The following is a 19265-nucleotide window of genomic DNA, read 5'->3' on the forward strand; positions in this document are numbered from 1 at the left end:
GACCCTTAACTTATAAGATACTATAGTAAAATATAGCATAAGGATCTTATGTGCTTTAAAAAACTTATATCATTAGTAAGATTCAGAAAAAAAGAAGACGAGCAATTACCTAAGGTAATAACTTGGGAGAATGATTGCTTAGGCTATAAACAAGTTGCAAGTAAATTTAGTTCTATAATCAAGACAATTGGTAAGTCTTTTTCTATTGTATCCTTAGAAGGATATGATAAATGGGGTAAGACGTTTTTTTTGAAAGAATGGGTAAAGGATCTAGAGCAGCAAAATGAAATTGCAGCTTATTACAGCGCATGGGATATTAGTGCGCTAGATCAACCATTGCCTTCTTTTTTGCATTTCCTGTTTGAGGATCTATTCGCATCATACAAAGTAAAAAGGAGTGTTATACAGCAGTTCAAAAACATAAACCAAGAACTATTTTCTCTCAATACATTAGGAAAGCTGATCAGTAAATCTCCACTTGCTATGCTTTCAGTATTTCTCGATGCTGCAAAAGAGGCTGATAAGAAAGACATTGGTTTTGTCTTGGGTGAGTTAAATCTTCTCCAAAGGAGAAAAGAGAACATTAGAGATTTTAAAATACAACTAGCAGATGTGGTTAATAAAATCAGGAAAGACAAAAACATTTATATAATGGTGGATGATCTTGATATATGTCGCCCTAAATTCATTGTCGATTTTTTAGAATCCATAAAGTACATGCTTGATGTTGAGGGACTGGTTTTCATTATCTCTGTTAGCCAAGATAAGAGTAATGTGCAAAGAGCAATTAGCACAATACTTGGACCAAATTTTAGCCTAAAATCTTTTACTGATCTCTCTTTGCATTTGCCAAAACAGCCAACAGAGCAGTTTATAAGAAAACTGTTTGAAAGTTCTGAATTACCGAAAAAATCAAAGAGCTTAATTATAGATAGCTTTATATTTTATGCAGAAAGCTTCTCATTATCACTGCAGGCAATACAATACTGTATAAGAAGAATAAAGCTATGTTTTTTGAACCATGCAAAAGAAGAATTACTTGATCCGAATTTATTTACATTTTTAGTAATACTACAGTCAGTAAACACTGATTTGTACGAGGAATTATATTCATCACCTCAGAAAGTACTGGAGAAGATTGAGAGTGATTTAATGCCAAATGGTCAAGAAGAATGGAAAAAGCTTAAAATCTCTCTTGAGACTACTTTTAAAAAAAAAGAATCAAAGACTAACAAATCTTTGAAGCAAATAAGAGATATTATATTCTAGCACTTTCTTCTTAATTTGCATGACACAATGGTTGTACTTATTCCAGTTTAGCATTGGAACCATAAGTTGGCCCACATAAATTTTAGCATGTGTGACCTTGAAAGATCGCAGTGCAATACTTAAATTATTAGAGTAGTAGGCTAATAATGGAGCTCAAAATGCACAACATACAAGAAACTGAAAGTTTAAAATTTGACGCTGAAGTAGGCAAAGTACTAAATATAGTAATTCATTCACTTTATACTAATAAGGATATTTTCTTGCGTGAGTTAATATCAAATGCATCAGATGCATGTGATAAATTGCGCTATGAATCACAATTAAATGCTGATTTATTAGATTCAAGTGATGAGTTGAAGATTACTATTAGCTCCAGTAAAGATAAGAATGAGCTGTATATAACCGACAATGGAATTGGCATGAACAGGCAAGATTTAATAGATAATCTTGGCACGATTGCAAGTTCTGGTACGCAAAAATTCTTGGATGCAATTAAGAATAATAAAGATTCGAGCCAAGCTGTAGAGCTGATTGGAAAGTTTGGTGTTGGTTTTTATTCAAGCTTCATGGTTGCTTCAGAAGTTATAGTAGAATCAAGGAAAGCCGGAGAAGAAGAGTCTTGGGTGTGGAAATCTAAAGGAGATGGAGAGTATTCAATCAGCAAATTAGATGGTCAAATCTCTCGTGGCACAAAAATTACGCTCATCATGCGTCCTGAAGAAAGCGAATTTTTAGACAAATTCCGTATTGAAAACATCGTTACTACTTACTCTGACCACATAAATTTTCCCGTTGAGTTTGTAAATGAAGAAGGAAAAAGTGAAAAATTAAATAGCAAAGCTGCAATTTGGACTAAGCCAAAAAATGACGTTACTCCAGAAGAGCACAACGACTTCTTCCGTGGTGTTGCACATGTGGGCGGTGAGCCTTGGATGATATTTCATAATAAAAATGAAGGTGCAATAGAGTATACGAACTTGCTTTATGTTCCTTCTATCAAGCCTTTTGATTTATTTCATCCAGATAGACGCTGCTCTGTAAAATTGTATGTAAATAAAGTGTTTATCACTGAAGATAATGTGCAGATTATACCGCAGTACTTGCGTTTTTTGAAAGGTGTGGTTGATTCACCGGATTTGCCTCTCAATATCAGCAGAGAAACACTGCAGAACAATCGCGTTGTTGAGCAGATTAGGAAATCTTTAACTAAGCGCATAATATCAGAGCTCGGCAAAAAAGCAAAAGAGAATTTAGAGGAATATACAAAATTCTGGGGCAATTTTGGTGCGGTGTTAAAAGAAGGTCTTTGCGAAGCTATGCCAACTGATGAAAGAGAAGCATTGCTTTCCATTTGCAGATTTCATAGCACCAGTGATGGTAAGCTAGTTAGCATTGATGATTATATAAGCAGAATGAAGCCTGAACAGGAACATATCTACTATCTCACAGGTAATAGTCTCGATTCAGTAAAAAACAGTCCACAACTTGAAGGATTCGTCAGCAAAGGATTGGAAGTGCTTCTATTTGTTGATCCAGTTGATGATTTCTGGACTAGCGTGATTCATGAATATAAAGATCAAAAATTTAAGTCTGTGACCCGCGCTGATGTTGATTTAGAAAAATTTTCTTCAGAAGAAGGCAAGAAAGATGAAGAAAATAAATCAGATGAAAACAAAAGCGAAGAAAACGCGGATTCTATACTCGAATACTTCACCAAGGTTCTTGGAAGCTTAGTAAAAAGTGTAAAGATCTCTAAGAAATTAACCGATAGTCCTGTGTGTCTAGCAGTTGATGAAGGAACTATGGATCTCCGTATGGAGCGTTTTTTACGTGAACAGAAGCAGCTAAATTACCGCACGCCAAAAGTACTTGAAATTAACATTAAGCATCCTTTGATAAGAAACATAATGGAATCTCACGCTAAAAATGGTGAAAATCCAACACTTGGAGATATGATTTACTTATTGTTCTATCAAGCTTGTATAGTGGAAGGTGAAGAGATGGAAGACGTAAGTCTATTTGCTAAAAGGCTCAATAACTTGCTTGGCAAAATTTCTATTTAATGCTATACTTAGTTTAGCTAATAATTAGGGGGTAAAACATGGGGTGGAATTTACTTGGTGGGCTCATGCCGCCAGCAGTAGATACTGCAGAAGAAAGGGAGCGTCGCCATTCCAGAGATTCAGGTGCTGAAGAAGAATTTGAAGTTTTAGAACAAGAAGAAATTAAGGAGCATCGTCATTCTGGAGATTCAGGCAATTGTTCAGAGGTTGAGGAAGGACAAAATACTAACAGAGCAATTGAATTGGAATTTCAGCTAACACAATCTTTGCTAAGTCAAGTAAAGGCAGGTGAGAATAATAGGAATGCAAATTCTGGCAAGCAAGCACAACTTGATTTGGAAAGAATGGATTTTGTAATTAATGGGCAAACAATAAGCAAAGCGTATGTTCACGAGTTATATTGCCAGCACAATCACTTAATTTCGAGTGAAAATGCAAATTACCGCCTGTTTGCTAAGCAAGTTTTCACAGAAATGTTTAAATATGCTAAGGCAGAAACTCCAAATGACAATATATTAGAAGAGTTAATTACTAATTGCAATCAGGCTGGGTATGATGGCTCTTTGTTAATGCAGCTCTCTCCTATATTCTCTAAGCATAAACTAAGCTTGCCTCATGCCAACGATAGAAAGATAAGTATTGTATATAATAGCCAAGGTTCTCTCAATATTCAGTATTGTCCAAGTATGCCTGTTAGAGAACTTGATACAAATAAGGAAATATGCAGGGTTGATGCTATTTTAGAGTTCACCCTTAAGTTTCGAGATAGTAAGGTAGAGTATGAAAACGGCAAAGTAACACTTGCTATTCCTGAACAATTAGAGAATTACAAAGTTGATGGCAAAAGTTTGTTAGATGAAATAAATAGGCATTTCGAAGATGAGGATAATAGAATTACAGAGACTCTTGAGAAAAATATGAATGAAGGACCTAAGTCATTTGCTGCTGAAGACTTGTCTATTACTGAGAGTTCATCTGATAGTAGTGAAGTAGCAAACAAAGTAGTTACTGATCCAGGCATTTTAGGTAATGTTGCGAATGTATTGGTAGGTGTTGCAGAAGTTACAGCAGTTGTAGCAACAGAGTTATTTTGGCCTCAAGATCAGGTTAATATAGAACCAAGGCATAATGAAGAAGAATTTACCATTACCCCTAAAAATTTAACCTTTGATGGATTAATAGACGTTATAAATAAAGCAAAAAATTATGGTGATTATGCAGATTTAGATAAAACTATAAATAATATAGAGGAAAGCGATAGATTTATTACTGATTTAAATTGTGGTAATTTGAAGGATTTTTGCTCTCAACAGCTTAATTTGACTGATCATATGCACAATGTGCTGTTGAATAATAGCTATGATGAAACAAATGGTTATTATAATTATTCAGTAAAAGAGCTTTCACTACTAGCCATTGCAGCTGATGACACACTTGTGGAAAGGTATGCAGAAACGCATAAAAGTATATTATTTACGCAAGATGAAGGTCTCGATAGGCTACTTATTGGTGTTGGTGGACAGCGCTATACTAAGCTTTTATTAGAAGATTTGGAAAAAAATCGAAGTACTATTCTACCTTGGCATAGCATATGTGAAAAACTTCGAAGGGCGTTGTCTATTCGTAATCAAGAATGCGTGAAAGCGGTATTAGATAAATTTAAAGATACTGAAGCCAGGTCTAGAGTTTCTGATATGTCAGAAAAATTTTTGCACTATGCTATACAACAAGATTTTATAGATGTAGCAAAGACTATTATTAATCATAAAATTGCTGATATTAATAGTATAGACAATTCAGGGCATGCACCTTTGCATTGGGCTGTGGCACGTAATAATTTAGAATTAATGGGCTTGCTTATTGGAAATGGCGCTGAGATTGATATTCAAGATGAGAGGCATGGCAGAACAGCTTTACATTGGGCTGCTTACCATGATAAATTTGAAATAGTAAAATTACTTGTAAACAAGGGAGCTGATTGGAACATTCAAGATAGAGATGGCAAAACAGCTTTAGATCTGGTAGGAACGAAAAGTTTATATTTGGTAAGGGAAGAAAACAGGGAAAAATCTTCTAGTGAATCAAAAATCACAAAATTTCTTGAAGGTTTAGATGATAAAACACCTTTGCATTTAAATATTAAAAAAGATCCAGAATCCAAAAATATTGATAATCAACAGCCGCAAAGAAACATTGTTGATAAAGTAGAGAATATTATGAATAATGAAGAGGCTTCAATAGAAGAAGCTATAGGTAATAATTGTGAGGAGGGTAAAATGCCTGGAAATGAAAAATTTATAGGAGAAAAATTGTCTAATGCTGTCGATAGAATCAATCTTACTCGTTTGATACATTTATTAAAGAAATTAGAAGTCAGCACATATGAACCTACTGTACAGAAGCTCTTGGACCAAGCAAATGACAAAATTACAAATTTGGAAGAGGGTGAGCAAAAAGAGGCTCTTGAAAAAATAATACTATTTCTTGAAAATGAGCTCAAGCACACTGCTGCTACATTACCAGTAGACAACAATGTAGAAGCTGCTGCAAGTAGCCAAGAAGCTCCTTTGGTAGAGTCTAAAGAAAGCTCACCATCACTGAGCTCTGAGGAGGATGATTTTTCTAAACTTGAAGGTAATAAAAGTGATTGCTCTGCCGGAACTTCCTCAGACTCTAATAGTAATTCTCCATTTGAAAAAATTAGTGAAGAAGGTCATGAAACAAGAATATCTGTAATTGACACAGTGGAAGCTGAAGCAACAGCTAATGGTACTGTTTCTAGTAATTCTGTTCCTTGTACTTTAAGAGTAGAATTAACAAGTGATGATGAAGATGAATTTCTTTCGATTAAAATTGAAGATGTTAATAATGATATTAACGTTAATCAACCTACTGAGCATGTAGAACAAGTTGCTAACGGAAATGGACAGCCAAAAACAGAATTGCCAAGAATTAATGAGCAAAGCAGCAAAAGTGGCCTCAAAAAAAATCCACAAAATACAAAGAAGTATGTTGTAGCTGCTTCTGCGCTTGCAATAGCCGGTATTGTTTCAGGGGTGGCTGTTGCAGTTTACTTGGAAATGTTAGCGGTAGGAATAGCAGTTGCAGCTTGTTGTCTTATTGCAGCTACAGTTACATACTGCTGTAGACCTAAAAGCTTAATTGAGAATGGTGAGCCTGCAGAGATTGTGTTCAAGGAAAGGTCTGTATACTAAATATAGTAGTCTATTATTTAATAATTTATTATAATTATATTGATTATTAATAGATAAAAACTTGGTAGACTACGAAGAGATGCTTGCTAAGTTGACAAAATTGCCATTTAATGCTACACTTAGCTTAGCTACTAATTAGTGAGGAAAAACATGTTAGGTTCAGATTTTGTATCACAGGAATCAAACAAAATTTTAAAGAAATCAGATTCTAGGGATTCGGGAACTGAAGAAGGGTTTGAAATTTTAGAACGAGAGGAAAAAGAGCGCCGTCGTTCTGAGGATTCAGGTAATGAAAGTCAAGAGGAATCTGGCGTTAATAATTCTGATACTAAATCTAGTGCAGTAACTACGTTAGAATTTCAGCTAACACAATCTCTGCTGGGTCAAGTAAAGGCAGATGAGAATAATGAAGATGTAAAGTCTGGTAACACAGCTTATCAAGACCTATATAGAACGGATTTTTTTGTAATCAATGATCGCACTATAGATAATAGTTTCATTAAAGGGTTATATGATAAATATAATGAGGGAGATGATAAACGTCTGTTTGCAAAGTATGTTTTTACGGAAATTTTTAAACATGCTAAAGCAGAGGTTCCAAATGATTCCCTCATAGAGGAATTAACCACAAGTTGTAATCAAGCGGGGTATATGGCTTTCCTTGCTATCCGAATACATAGTATATTAATAAAATATCAGGTACTTTCTAGCGATTCTTGCAAGAAGATCATGTACATCGATTGTTCTGATGAGAATTATGTACGCATTAACTATAAGTCATCAATGGTGGTACGCAATTCTTATAACCCAGAAAAGAAGATATGTGAATTAGACAGTTTACTTAGATTCACACTTAAATTTCATAACGGTGAAGTAGAGTATGAAAATGGTAAAGTAACACTTATCATTCCTGAGGAATTAAAAGCTGGTAGGGAAAGTTTACTAGACGATATTAATGAACGTTTCACAGATTATGATAATGATGGATTTATTCATTTACACGTTGCAGCACAAGAAGGTAATGTTGAGCTTGGCAGGAGTTTACTAGAATGTGGTGCAAATATTGAGATTAAATCAAAAACAAAAGTAGGTGGTGACACTGCACTTCATTTAGCTGCTAGAAATGGTCATAAAGATTTTGTGAAGCTTTTACTCGATAGCGGTGCAAATGTTAACTCAGTGAGCAGTACAGGCAGCAGAGTAACTCCTTTACATGAAGCAGCGTACGATGGACATTTAGATGTTGCGGAATTGCTAATAGATCGTGGCGCAACAGTTGATGCTAAAGAACGATATAATCTTACTCCTTTGATGTATGCTTCTGCAGAAGGTAATTCGGCAATGGTGGAATTACTTTTAAAAAAAAAGGCAGATCTTTATTTACAACATCATAATGGTGAAACTGCATTGCACTTAGCTGCTGATAATGGTCATTCTGATGTAGTTGCCATTTTGATAGGTGCAGCAAAAGATAAAAAAAAGTATGTTAATACACAAAGTAGGGATATTGGTACTGCGCTACATGTTATAGCTTATAATCGAAAAATAAATGAAGGGCATAAAAAATCTGCAAAATTGCTAATAGACAATGGTACAAGCCCGTATTTAGAAAACGATCCAATTATTAATAAACCATCAGATACTCTTTTGAAAGGAAGCTCTTTAGATATGGCAAAAAAGCGAGGAAATAAGGGATTTTTGGAATTTATGTCATCTTTAGGCTATTCAGCAACCGTACCAAGCAATTCAAAGAATGATCCACAAAACACAAAAAAGTATGTCGTAGCTGCTTCTGCGCTTGCAATAACTGTTATTGCCTTAGGAGCAGCTGTTGCAGTTTACTTGGAAATGTTAGCAATAGGAGTAGCAGTTGCAGTTTGTTGTCTTATTGCAGCTACAATTACGTACTGCTATAGACCTAAAAGCTTAGTTGAGGATAATCAGGTCAAAAAGGTTATGCAGACAGAAGAATGTCAGTCTAAGTAATAAATATAGTAGTCTATCATTTAATAATTTATTATAATTATATTGATTGTTAATAGATAAAAACTTGGTAGACTACGAAAAAATATTCTTAAATAAAATCAAAGATATAAAAGAAGAAGGGCGCTATCGTGAATTTACGCATTTTGCGTCATTACCTGGCAAACTTCCCTATATTATGGATTATGAAAGAAATAGAGAGGTTATTGTCTGGTGCAGTAATAATTATCTGGGAATGTCACAAAACGATAGTGTCATTGCTGCTATTCAAAATTCATCTGTTGGTGCTGGAGGAACAAGAAATATATCAGGTACAACAAAGGAAGTTGTTGAGCTCGAGAAATCTTTGGCTGACTTGCATCAAAAAGAAGCTGCTTTAACTTTTGCTTGTGGCTATCTTGCCAACCAAACTACACTTAGTACTTTATCGTCTGTTATTCCGGGCGTGGTAATTTTTTCAGATGAGAAAAACCATTCTTCAATGATAGAAGGTATAAAATCAGGAAAAAGACCGAAGCACATATTTAGGCATAATGATGTTGATCACTTAGAGCAGTTGCTAAAGTCTATAGATATAAAAACGCCGAAAATAATAGCACTTGAATCTGTATACTCAATGGATGGTGATGTAGCACCGCTTGAAGCGATATGTGATCTAGCAGATCAGTATAATGCAATTACCTATTTGGATGAGGTACACGCAGTTGGCATGTATGGACCGCGCGGTGGCGGAATTGCAGAAAGAGAAGGTTTGATGGATAGAATAACTGTTATTCAGGGTACATTATCAAAGGCTTTTGGAGTGATGGGTGGATATATAGCGTCTTCAAAGAGCTTGGTGGATGTAATAAGAAGTTCAGCCCCAGGATTTATTTTTACTACTGCTATGTCGCCCGTTTTAGCAGCAGCAGCAAAGGCAAGCGTTGAGCATCTAAAATCAAGCAACATTGAAAGAGAAAAGCAGAAGCAGGTGGTTGAGAAAGTAAAAGACTCACTGAGAAATGCAGGAGTGAATTTTATGCAAACAGAAACTCATATAATTCCAATCATAATTGGCGATCCTGAGTTGTCCAAAAAAGCATCAAAATTGTTATTTGATGAGTATGGAATATATGTACAACATATAAATTACCCAACAGTTTCAAAGGGGACTGAGCGCTTCCGTATTACTCCTACGCCTTACCATACAAATGAAATGATAGAGCATTTAACAAAATCTCTTGTAAAAGTTTTTGAGAAATTATCTGTTTGTGTCTGTTGTTGAGTTTAAAGTTGCCAAGAATAAGGTATCTATTTAAAAGCATGGTTAATGTACAAAATCAGTGCTTTATTTCTTGTCATGAAAGTAGCTAACACTGGGATCCAACTAAGTTACTTTACAACATTTTTTGTGCAAAAGGACTAGATGCCATTGTCACACACTGACTATTTGTTCCTATAGTTGTCTTTTCTCGTCTATCTTATTTTGCTACCCTGCTGCAATGAGGGGTAGGTAAGACCATTTATTATTTTCACTACGTGACTTTTGCTCTTTTGAATGAACTTTAGTTTATATCTCCAGCAATGACAAGCGCGTTATCTTCCCTTAATCTCCCACCGCTTTCTTGCAGAAAAAGCCTACCGAGTGAAGTTTTATATTTATTAATTCCAGAGTAAATTATTCCATTGTATCTTCCGGCAGCAAGATATGCAAAACCTAGTACCGTTGAGCCAAGGGAGCGTAGATTATTATTGTCAAGTGGTAATTTATTTAACAAATTACCACTTATGTCTATTATTCCCCCTTCACGAGCTTTCATCCGCATTTTTACATGGCGAGATTTGAAATCTTCAAGAAAAGCTCCTTTCTTTTCCTCTGCCCAGAAAGTTTCTCTAAGCGCTGGAGCATCAATCACAGCTGCTACAACTCTGTTTTTATGAATGAGACAAACTGATACTGCAAAATAAACCATACAACTAAAAAGGTTTTCCTTGCCTTCTATAGGCATAATAAACCAAGTATAACCGCCGTCTTTTAGATCTTGGCCCACATCGTCTTCAAAAATAAAGTCATAGTTCTGGTTGTAGTTTTTCAAGCAATCGTATATAAGTTGCTTGGATTTTGAATAAGTTTTATTGATAAAGTCTGCTGACTTAACGCTTGAAATTTGCAATTCATTAAAATCACGTATAAGCTGCTTGGAGGCACTGCGTACAGAATCAAGCATCACATTGATTCGTGGTGATGAAATTGCCATTTACTCTTTCACTCTTTCGTAATAGCTGTTATCAGGAGTATGTACTACAATTTTATCACCTTCTTTTATAAATTGAGGCACGTTAACGCGTATTCCGTTTTCCAAAATTGCAGGCTTATAAGAAGCAGTAACAGTCTGCCCTTTGATAACAGACTCTGTTTCTTTTACAGTTAGTGTAACGTGATCAGGCACATGTGCAGAAATTATTTTATCTTGATAAGTTACTACTTTAATTTTCATATTATCTTGCAAATAAGACTTCTTTTCTCCTAATAAGTCTAAATTTATAACAATCTGCTCGTAATTACTTGGATGCATAAGATTTACGATATTCCCTTCAGTAAAGAGATAAACATATTCCTCTTCATCTAAAATTGCCCTTCTGATTGTTGCATCAGAGCGAAACCTCTCATAGTACTTTGCTCCTGTTTGGATATTTTTCATTTCAGCTTGTATATATGCACCACCCTTACCAGGTTGAGTATGCATAATACTTATAACCGAAAACAATCCACCGTTATGTTCTAGTACCTGACCTGGCCTGATATCATTAGCCCTTTCTGCCATAATTACACTTTTAATTTGGTCTGATTATTATAAATAACTTTATACAAATATCAAAATTTTTATTGGCCAATGAATTCTGGCATGTTGATTACTATATACCTTTCCTTCATGTTGATGTATGGAAATACTTCTTTAGTAAAAGATAACATAATGTTTTTTTTTGTGCTGATAACCAAAATTTCTAATATATCCCCCGAGCCGAAATTATTCACAGACTTCACATAGCCATATAATTCATTACTCTCTAGTCTTACTTCCATATTCACAAGATCATCTTGGTAAAATTCATCCTCATCATTTAACTGTGGTAGCTTATCTCTTTCTATATATAACTTTTTATTTCTTAAAAGCTCTGCTTCATTACGGGAATTCACACCGCTAATTGTTGCTATTACTAAATTATTACTGACAACAGACACCAAGCTTATTTTATAATTTTCACTTCCGCTTATTAGTTCACCATATAGGAAAATATTTTCGGGCTTTTCAGTAAAGGTTTTTATCTTAACAGCTCCTTTGATTCCATGGGGAGAAGTAATTATTCCGAGGCATATATTCATATTAATATGATAGTTGAAATCAGCTTTTTGTCCATAGAATTGACAATTTACTGAATTAACATACAATTAATATTGTAATAATTATAGCGGGTAATGTGTGAGTTCTATCAGTAATCAAGAAAGGCAAAGTATTATAAGTAGCTTAGAAAAAATCAACTGCAAGCTAAAAGGTGAATCTATAAAACTTGATGATACAAAGGAATCTATAATAGTAGCACGTCGTAAACCTGTTGTTGAAGGGGTATTAGAACATCTACGCAACCCTTCTACTACTAACTGTAATGTTATGATCGATGCAGAAACTGGATTTGGTAAGACTTACGACATTGGAATACTGAGTCATGTACTAACCCAAGCAGGATTTCATCATCTGGTTGCAGTACCAAACAGTGATCTAGTAAACCAAGCTAAAAAAATGATGAGTAGTGCATTTACTGTAAACATTAGGACACCCAAAACTGCTGAGGAAATTAAAAATGCACTGCAGGAAACTGAACCTACAATAATTATAATAACACATGACCTGCTATTACAGCAAGAAAATGATCGGAAATTAAAAGACCAAAATACCAAGTTGTGGATTAGTGTTGATGAAGCAGACAGTATTAATAAGCAGCAGGATTTTGAGAACATGTGCAAGCTTGATGAGAAATATCCTACGACTTACCTCACTGCAACACCAAAGAGAAGGATTTTAAATAGATGCGGAAAAGTTATCAGCCCGACAAGATTGAGTAGACGTTGTATTGCAAACGCCATCGAAACAGCAAGTGTTATTGCAAAAACCAATAGGAGAACAAATTTCACTCTAGCATTTGTAGTGAATATTGCTGTTACTATAATACCTATGATTACATTATTTCCTGTTATAAATAGTAATGTTGCTGCTGTAATTGGTCTAACTTCAGATTATTGGCTGTATTCTGCTTTGATTGGAAACTTATATTATACAATTTCTATGTTTATATTTGGTATAGTAATGTTGCCAATTTGGTGGGTACTAACTAAAGCAACTGGTGTAGAGTCAAAAGAACTGCTTTCTAGATTTCTTGCTAACGTGCGTAGCTTATTTACTAGAGAAAAATCGAGCCCAGCTTATGAATATGTTGAAGAGAGCGAAGAAGTTTTTAATTACAATAAGCTTGTTGATACCGATGATTTATTAACTTCTATAAGATGGAATGTGCAAAGCCCAATTGGAGAAAGTGCTCTGCTTTTAGCTGATGATGTAAATAGTATAGTTAATCTTAACTTTGCGTTGCAGGGTAGAGATAATTTAGTATATGAAGGTAGTACACGTTATGAAGTGTATAATAAATTTCAGCCTGAAGGGATTTCTTATCAAGACTATAGGCTCAAGTTACGCGAAGCGAACTTTATAAGCTGCGTTAAAAAGCAACATCCTAGTCTGACAGAAGAGCAGATATCTGAATTAAAAGAAAAGGTGGATTTCAGTAGTACTGCTGAATATCTAAAATATAGAGTAATGCATTCAATGATCGATCTTACTCTCTCATATTTAATGAAGTGTGATAATATTACTTTAGATAAAAAAAGAAGAGAAGGTTTGAGTGAATTGATAGAAGATGTTAAAAAGAATGTTAGCACCACTAATGATAACAATATTATAAGCTACCTAGAGAGAAAAGGCTTTAGTGAGCAATTTGCTAGAGATGAGCTCTTACTGCAAATAAAGACAGTAATTGAAGCACTGAGTAAAAGTGATAATGAGCAATGCAGCTTAATAGTTGATAATTGGCGCTTAAGCAAAGAGCTCCATGACCTCATGGAAAGAGAGGAAGGTATACTACATAGTCTCATTGATTTCTGCAAACAAAATAAATGTATCTTTGCAGGAATTGGGAAAAATGATCTTGGTATTGGAGAAAATAGACCCTTTTCAGCGATAATACGTAATCAAATAGGTAAATATCGAACTATTTATTGTGATTATGAAAAAAGAGATTTTGATTCATTGGCTAAATATGCGTTGACAACGGTTATAGATGGATCGAAAGGTCGTGGATTTGATAGTGAATATAATCATGTTGCATCAATATTTGCAGATTCGGTTAGTCAGTTCAATAATCCATCTGAAGCCCTACAGAATCTTGGAAGAAATAGAGAGCGTAATGAGAGCAGACAATCATGGTTTTTCGCTGCTGCAGGTGAAGAAGTTGAGCTATTTGTGAATAAGATCTTAGCAAATTTTAAAAAGGAACCACAGAAATTTTGTCAGAAAGTTTTGTTTCCAGCTACTAATAAATACAATAAGTTGCTAAAAAATAGAATGGGAGAAGAACTTGGAAGAAAAATAGAAATCTATATTAGTAAAAATATTGATGCATTAGGAAATATTGATGATTCAGCTCTGAAGAAGTTTTCTAGTGATTTGATAAAAGAAACGTATGAAAAAGTTCATGATATAAATGATTTTGATGTCAAAAAGACAGAACAAGATTTACATAGGATTTTAAAAAGTACAGAGGCATACCTTCGTTCATATGAGAACAGAATTAAAAACAACGGTAAATTATCTTGCACACGCTCAGCTTTATTTTCTGTGGGGAGTGCTATAACAAAGGTAATGTATTATCTTTGGGCAGGGTTTGACTATTTAGTCTTTTTGGCTAAAGCGTACAATATAGATAAATCTGGAGATACCAGTGCAAGAGCGTATGTACACATAATCAGAAACTGTCACTGTGAAAGTAGTGTGAAGGCGCAAAATGTATTGGTTCATGCATTAGAAATTGCCAAAGAACATGACAGCAGTTTCAAAAGAAATAGTTTGTACGAAGGCAATGAGGATAGATGTAAAGAAAAAATCATCTCATATTTTCAATCCAAGCAATATATACGTGCATTAGATAGAACAATTGCTCAAATTGAAAATGAACACTTAGCAGCAATTTTGAAAGCTGTAGGCTACAGAGGTGATACTGATAAAATGGCACAAGAAATTAAAGATTTTTTATCTGATTTAAAGAAATTAGACTGTGTGAAATTTAGAGAAAAGTATTATCAAGGAGATTTATATCAAGAAAGCAAATTATGCAAGATCAATGATCGAATTAGTATGGTAATTAATGAAGTTGTAAGGTGCCATAAGTGGCGTCATGGAATAGAGAACTTGGAGCTCAAATTAAAAAATGGCCATAATATTTTTGACGTAAGAGTCAATAATGATTTTTCTAAGTTACGTGAGAAAAACTTTAACAAACGCTCTAAAGAAAGGACATATCTAGGTAGAGCTATGTTACTTATTGGGTTTATAATTTCAATGGAGCTTATAGGTAGAATACCATCAGGTCAGACCATGCAATTGCCTTTACTTTGCGGTTTTATAGTATTTGGACCACTGGCACTCTTGTGTGGTGCATTGTTATATGAAATAACGACCTATTTAGTGAGAGGAGCATTTTTTATTTTTGGAGTGCCAATTCTTTTAGGAGAACTGTCTAAATGTGTTTTGAGAAACGGCTCAATGAAAAGTTTGTTAGATATGACATTATCGCTTGGTAACTCGGCTTTTCTCAATATTCCGAAAGACATCGTGCAATCGTTTATATTTGAGGATATAACAAAATTTGACTCACTAAGTGATATAAATGAGCTTACACTGATAAGAGAACAGGAAAAGGCAAAGTGTACAAATGAAGTAGCTGATAAAGTTGTATCTACTGCTTTATCTGCAATTTTGATACAGCCAACAACTAGTGAGCAGGAAGGTTTAGTTTTTAACTAGAACTTTTCAGATAAATACTGAGTGAGGATTTCAATGCCTTCATCAATCTCTTTTTCAGTGATAATGAGTGGAGGCAAGATTCTTACAACGTTATCTGATGTTACTCCAACAGTGAGTAAACCACGGTGACTTAGCTCTTCTGCAAATTTTTGGTTATTCATTTTTACTTTTATTCCTAGCATCAACCCTTTTCCTCTCACTTCTTCTATCATTGGAAACTTGCTTGCTAAGTCCTCTAGTTTGTTTTTTAAAGACTTACCTCTAACTTCAACATTTTCTAAGAAGCCAGGGCCGAGCAATTCATCCAATACAGCATTACCTACTGAAGTTGCAAGTGGATTACCACCAAAAGTAGAACCATGCATACCGACCGCCATGTACTTAGCAACCTTTTCAGTTGCAAGACAAGCCCCCAGAGGGAAACCTCCTCCTATTCCTTTTGCAAGAGCACATATGTCAGGCTTAATTCCTATGTGTTCAGATGCAAATAACTTTCCTGTCCTGCCAGCACCGCACTGAACGCAATCAAAAAATAGCAGTATGTCGTTTTCGTTACATAGTTCTCTTAGCTCTTTCATGAAGACTTCACTCATTACTTTAATACCACCTTGTCCCTGTATTGGTTCTATTAATATAACACCTATGCCATTAGAAATTGCTTTCTTTACACTCTCAATATTGGGCTCTATGTTATCACACCAGTCAATATAAGGATTCAGTAATTCAGAAAATTTCTGTCTATCGTTTGTTGCACAAGTTAAAAATGTCCTTCCATGAAATGCACCATGAAATGTTAGAATTCTATAGCGATTTTTATTACCTTTTCCATTTTGATAGGCCCTAGCGATTTTAAGTCCACATTCCACTGCTTCTGATCCAGAATTTGCAAAAAATACAGTATTAGCAAAGCTGTTGTTTATTAAATTTTCTGCAAATTTGTTGGCAGTAGATATATTATAGGTATTTGATATATGCCATAGTTTTTCTCCTTGTAATTTTAGGACATCAGTTAATCGTGGGTTGGCATGACCTAAACTGCTAACAGCTATTCCAGAGTGAAAATCTATATAGCGCTTATTATCGATATCATACAAGTAAATACCTTTGCCATAAGAAAAATTTATGTTAATAGGAGAATAAACTGGCAAGATAGGAGAAATTGTCATAAAAGTATGATATGCTAATTTTTTATTAATACCATAAAAGACGTTATTTCACAATGAGAAGAATATGTATAAATTAAGTAAATTAATTTTTACTACACTAAAAACAAATAGATATACAAAAATTATCTCGCTATTCTTATTAATTTTTGTGGTTTTATTGGGCACAATATACCGCAGTTATTCATTAAAGAATAATTTTCTTTCTTTTTACCGTAATTCAAATGCAAACTTAAAAGATCTATTGGAAAATAGTATAATAAAAAAATATCATTATTTACTAATAGAAAAACATCATATTAAATATAACAGTTTTGATTACATAAACCAGTTGGTAAAATTGCGTGCTGAATTGTTACAATCAGTAAGCAAAGTAAGAAATTTTAGCTTAATACTGTATGATCAAAATGCCAGAGTAATTTTCAGTAATTTTAATACTCAAGGTCATGACTATGAGCAGTTGCTTACAAATGATGAAATTGATAAATTGCTAAGCAATCAAGAAATATTTTACGCTACAGGAAATACATTAACTTCTACTTTCCCTATATTTCATGAAGATGACATTAAGCCTTCATTTTTTTTGAAGATCATTCAAAGCTATAATGACTCTTATATTATGGTATATAGTCTATTTTCAATATTAATGGGCTTATTACTGGTTATCTTAATACTAATAATGCTTTATTTGCACTTTTCCAATACCCAAATGCTAGCCAAGCAGCATAAAACTAATATTGAATTACAAAGGGTTAAAGAGGCATTAGAGCAAGAAAATGCAAATAAGATAAAATTTTTTGCAAGTGTTACACATGAGTTGCGTACACCTCTTAATGCTATTATTGGATTTGCAAAGTTGATCAAAAATGAAACTTTAGGTTCGGTAGATCACTCTAAATACAAGGAATACGTAGACGATATACATAATGCTGGTACACATTTACTTGCTTTGATTAATGATGTGCTCGATTTTTCTAAAGCTGAATCAAGTAGTTTAACAGTAGAGAAAGTGAAGTTTAATCTGAATAAGATAATAGATTCGTGCTTAAAAATGTTATCACCTAAACTAAAAGAAACAGGGATTAGTTTAAAGAAAGAGATATCTGATAAACAATTATTAGTTATCGCCGATCCCAAAAGAATGAAGCAAGTTATAATAAATTTGTTATCAAATGCTATCAAGTTCACTCCTCAAGGTGGTTTAATAAGAATGATTATTAAAGAGAATATAGAAAAAAATTTATTAACTATTGAGTTTCATGATAATGGAATAGGGATAATGCAGCAGGACATATATAAAGTTATGTCCGTTTTTGGCCAAGCAGATTCGGGATATAGAAACGAAGGCACAGGTATCGGATTACCTCTAAGCAAGAAATTAGTAGAGTTAATGGGTGGGACTTTCAACATTCAAAGTGAAGCAAAACTTGGTACTACGATAACATTGAGCTTCTTTTATGAAGAGCAAACATGTGAAAAGTTGATTGATTTTTAGTAAAATATATTTGATATTGCACTTTTATATCTAGTACATTCCTAAGTCATACTGACGTGATACCTCTTGGCTAATAATAAGTAGCGGAATGTAAGTAAATTAAACTTTTTTAGCTATACTTCCTGAAAACACTTTATAATTCTTGAGCATAAAGAAAATTCCTTTAATAATGAAGCATGCTAATCAGGAACTTAATAAAACAAGCAACTCAAGTAGGAAATAGTGAAAACGTAATACAATATGTCAAATATCTCTATCAATTTGAGAAGTTTAGAAATACATTAAACCTCACTTTGTCAATAATAAAGCAAACTAGACTCTCGTTTGAAATATATCAAGAAGGATTAGTGGATATGGAAGAGGGAGTGTGTAAGACAATTCGTTCTTCTGGTTTAAATAAGTATGTTATTGTGCTAAGAAGGTCAAATCCTTACATCATAGTACATGAACTTTCACATATGGTTGAAAATGAACTGAACTTAAGCTTAGAGCAAGAATTTCTCTATAAAGTTTATCAGGATATTGAGCAGAACTTAAAGCAGTCAAATATTCTGGTACAAAAAATTATTGGTCAAATTATATTTAAGGAGATACAAGTTTACCAAACTCCAAAATCACGTGCGTCTGAGTTATTCGCACGCTATTTTGAGCTGTTTGCTTGGGCTCAGGAAGTTTATCCTAAAGATAAAGAATATCTAATTCGCACTCAAGATTTAAACAGAGTATTTCTTGCTACTAACCAATGGAAAAAGAGCTACCTGGATCTACAAATAATGGAGAGAATAGATAAAGAAGTAAAGGAATATAGCGATAAAACTGCTTTTAAAGATATAAACAAAGTACAAAGCAGTTGGACTAATAAATTTTCTCCTGGAAGCAAAAAAATTGGTTCTATATTTGAAGATGATAATTAGCTCAGCAGAACAAAGTTCACTTCTTCAACATTTCAAGTTATAGTTCTCGCA

At 33.9% G+C, this 19265-nt stretch carries 12 protein-coding genes; 8 read left to right on the plus strand and 4 right to left on the minus strand.

Features of this window, described 5'->3' with window-relative positions; translation table 11 throughout:
• The first annotated feature begins 48 nt into the window (after positions 1-48).
• The 5 genes from CAI20_RS01290 to hemA all read left to right on the plus strand — a co-directional run bounded on the left by CAI20_RS01290 (position 49) and on the right by hemA (position 9794).
• The gene (locus CAI20_RS01290; RefSeq protein ID WP_007302186.1) at positions 49-1269 is read left to right on the plus strand and encodes a KAP family P-loop NTPase fold protein; all 1221 of its coding nucleotides are present in this window, start codon (positions 49-51) and stop codon (positions 1267-1269) included.
• A 158-nt stretch (positions 1270-1427) separates the two neighbouring features.
• Positions 1428-3332, plus strand: a complete 1905-nt coding sequence (gene htpG / locus CAI20_RS01295) for a molecular chaperone HtpG (RefSeq protein WP_007302187.1) — start codon at positions 1428-1430, stop codon at positions 3330-3332.
• A 38-nt stretch (positions 3333-3370) separates the two neighbouring features.
• Positions 3371-6547, plus strand: coding sequence for an ankyrin repeat domain-containing protein (locus tag CAI20_RS01300; protein ID WP_149168705.1), 3177 nt, complete (start codon positions 3371-3373; stop codon positions 6545-6547).
• A 150-nt stretch (positions 6548-6697) separates the two neighbouring features.
• Complete coding sequence (locus tag CAI20_RS06620; protein ID WP_019236765.1) at positions 6698-8533, plus strand: ankyrin repeat domain-containing protein; 1836 nt, start codon at positions 6698-6700, stop codon at positions 8531-8533.
• A 64-nt stretch (positions 8534-8597) separates the two neighbouring features.
• Positions 8598-9794, plus strand: a complete 1197-nt coding sequence (gene hemA / locus CAI20_RS01315; protein ID WP_007302191.1) for a 5-aminolevulinate synthase — start codon at positions 8598-8600, stop codon at positions 9792-9794.
• Positions 9795-10074: 280 nt separating this feature from the next.
• On the opposite strand, the gene CAI20_RS01320 is transcribed toward hemA, so the two are convergent.
• From CAI20_RS01320 to rimM, 3 genes are read right to left on the minus strand one after another with little or no spacing between them, the layout of a single operon-like run.
• On the minus strand, positions 10075-10767 hold the full coding sequence (locus CAI20_RS01320) for an inositol monophosphatase family protein (RefSeq protein ID WP_007302192.1): 693 nt from the start codon (positions 10765-10767) through the stop codon (positions 10075-10077).
• Positions 10768-11334 (minus strand): elongation factor P, encoded by a 567-nt coding sequence (efp, locus tag CAI20_RS01325; protein WP_149168706.1) that lies wholly within the window; start codon positions 11332-11334, stop codon positions 10768-10770.
• A gap of 59 nt (positions 11335-11393) precedes the next feature.
• On the minus strand, positions 11394-11894 hold the full coding sequence (gene rimM, locus CAI20_RS01330; protein ID WP_019236768.1) for a ribosome maturation factor RimM: 501 nt from the start codon (positions 11892-11894) through the stop codon (positions 11394-11396).
• A gap of 97 nt (positions 11895-11991) precedes the next feature.
• Between rimM and CAI20_RS01335 the strand changes: the two genes are divergently transcribed.
• Positions 11992-15642 carry a DEAD/DEAH box helicase gene (locus CAI20_RS01335; protein ID WP_149168707.1) on the plus strand — a complete coding sequence of 1217 codons (3651 nt, stop codon included), beginning with the start codon at positions 11992-11994 and terminating at the stop codon, positions 15640-15642.
• On the opposite strand, the gene CAI20_RS01340 is transcribed toward CAI20_RS01335, so the two are convergent.
• Positions 15639-16808: an aspartate aminotransferase family protein gene (locus CAI20_RS01340; protein WP_052264687.1), complete on the minus strand. Its 1170-nt coding sequence runs from the start codon at positions 16806-16808 to the stop codon at positions 15639-15641. The genes CAI20_RS01335 and CAI20_RS01340 overlap by 4 nt on opposite strands.
• A gap of 64 nt (positions 16809-16872) precedes the next feature.
• Between CAI20_RS01340 and CAI20_RS01345 the strand changes: the two genes are divergently transcribed.
• The gene (locus CAI20_RS01345; RefSeq protein ID WP_149168708.1) at positions 16873-18300 is read left to right on the plus strand and encodes a sensor histidine kinase; all 1428 of its coding nucleotides are present in this window, start codon (positions 16873-16875) and stop codon (positions 18298-18300) included.
• Positions 18301-18476: 176 nt separating this feature from the next.
• A complete protein-coding gene (locus CAI20_RS01350) occupies positions 18477-19214 on the plus strand; it encodes a WD_0702 family putative metalloprotease (protein WP_012481913.1) in 738 nt (245 codons plus the stop codon).
• Positions 19215-19265: the final 51 nt, after the last annotated feature.

The sequence above is a fragment of the Wolbachia endosymbiont of Chrysomya megacephala genome, from assembly GCF_008245065.1.
Taxonomy (GTDB): Bacteria; Pseudomonadota; Alphaproteobacteria; order Rickettsiales; family Anaplasmataceae; genus Wolbachia.